The organism is Neisseria sp. P0009.S007, from assembly GCF_051962515.1.
Genome location: NZ_JBQCVF010000447.1, coordinates 1 through 1,121 on the forward strand (window position 1 = coordinate 1; position 1,121 = coordinate 1,121).

1 protein-coding gene is annotated in these 1,121 nt (G+C 51.8%); it reads right to left on the reverse strand.

All coding sequences use genetic code 11. The features are described from left to right. On the reverse strand, positions 1-1,121 hold a 1,121-nt coding region (locus tag ACTHS3_RS13955), incomplete at both ends, for an MFS transporter (protein ID WP_440368246.1).

Here is a 1,121-nt window from a genome sequence, read left to right on the forward strand (position 1 = left end):
AATACGCTACAAAAGGCAAATACGCCTACAAAACCGTATTTTTGGAACAATAAACCACCGGTTGCGCCGCCGACAAATAAGCCGACCGACTGCATGGTGTTATACACGCCCATCGCGGTGCCTTTCAAATCGGACGGAGCGATTTTCGATACCATAGACGGCAGGCTGGCTTCCAATACATTGAAACCAATAAAGTAAACAATCAGATAAGCGGTAATCAACCATACCGAGTGCATTCCAAACAGCAGGCCGATTTGCGCCGCAGCAATGCAGACGATACCAAGGATAAACACTTGTTTGAGCTTGTTGCGCGTTTCGCCGACAATAATCAGCGGCACCATAATAATCAGGCCGGTAATGGTTGACGGCAGATAGACTTGCCAGTGATGGATTTTTTCCAAACCCAGCTGCGTCATGGCAAACGGCAATGCGGTAAATAAAGCCATTTGCGCCGCATGCAAGGCAAAAATACCGAAGTCGAGATTGAGCAGTTGGCGGTTTTTCAATACTTCACCCATACGCGAAGGCTGCGCCTGCGTGTCTTCGTGCATTTTTGATACTTCCGGATCAGGTGTCATCCAGGCAACCACGCCGATACTGATTACAGTCAGAATACCGGTCAGCGCAAACAGGCCGGATACGCCGATAAAGCTGGCAATCATCGGGGCCAGCACTAGGCTGACGGAAAAGGTCAAGCCGATACTCAGGCCGATCATCGCCATCGCACGCGTCCGCACTTCGTTACGGGTCAAATCTGCCAGCAAAGCCGTTACCGCCGCACTGACTGCGCCCGCGCCCTGAATGGCACGCGCGGCAACCAACATCTGCAGGCTGTCGGCAACTGCGGCCAAAAAACTACCTGCCGCAAACACAATCAGGCCGGCATAAATCACTTTTTTACGGCCGAACTTATCGGAAGCCATGCCCAAAGGCAACTGCAGCAAAGCCTGTGTCAGCCCGTAAATACCCATCGCCATACCGACCAATGCTTTATTATTTTCTGCGCCGGGCAACGAAGCGGCATACATTGCCAAGACAGGCAACACCAAAAACATCCCCAACATACGCAGTGCGTAAACGCCGGAAAGTGTGGTACTGGCACGCCACTCGTGCGGAAACAT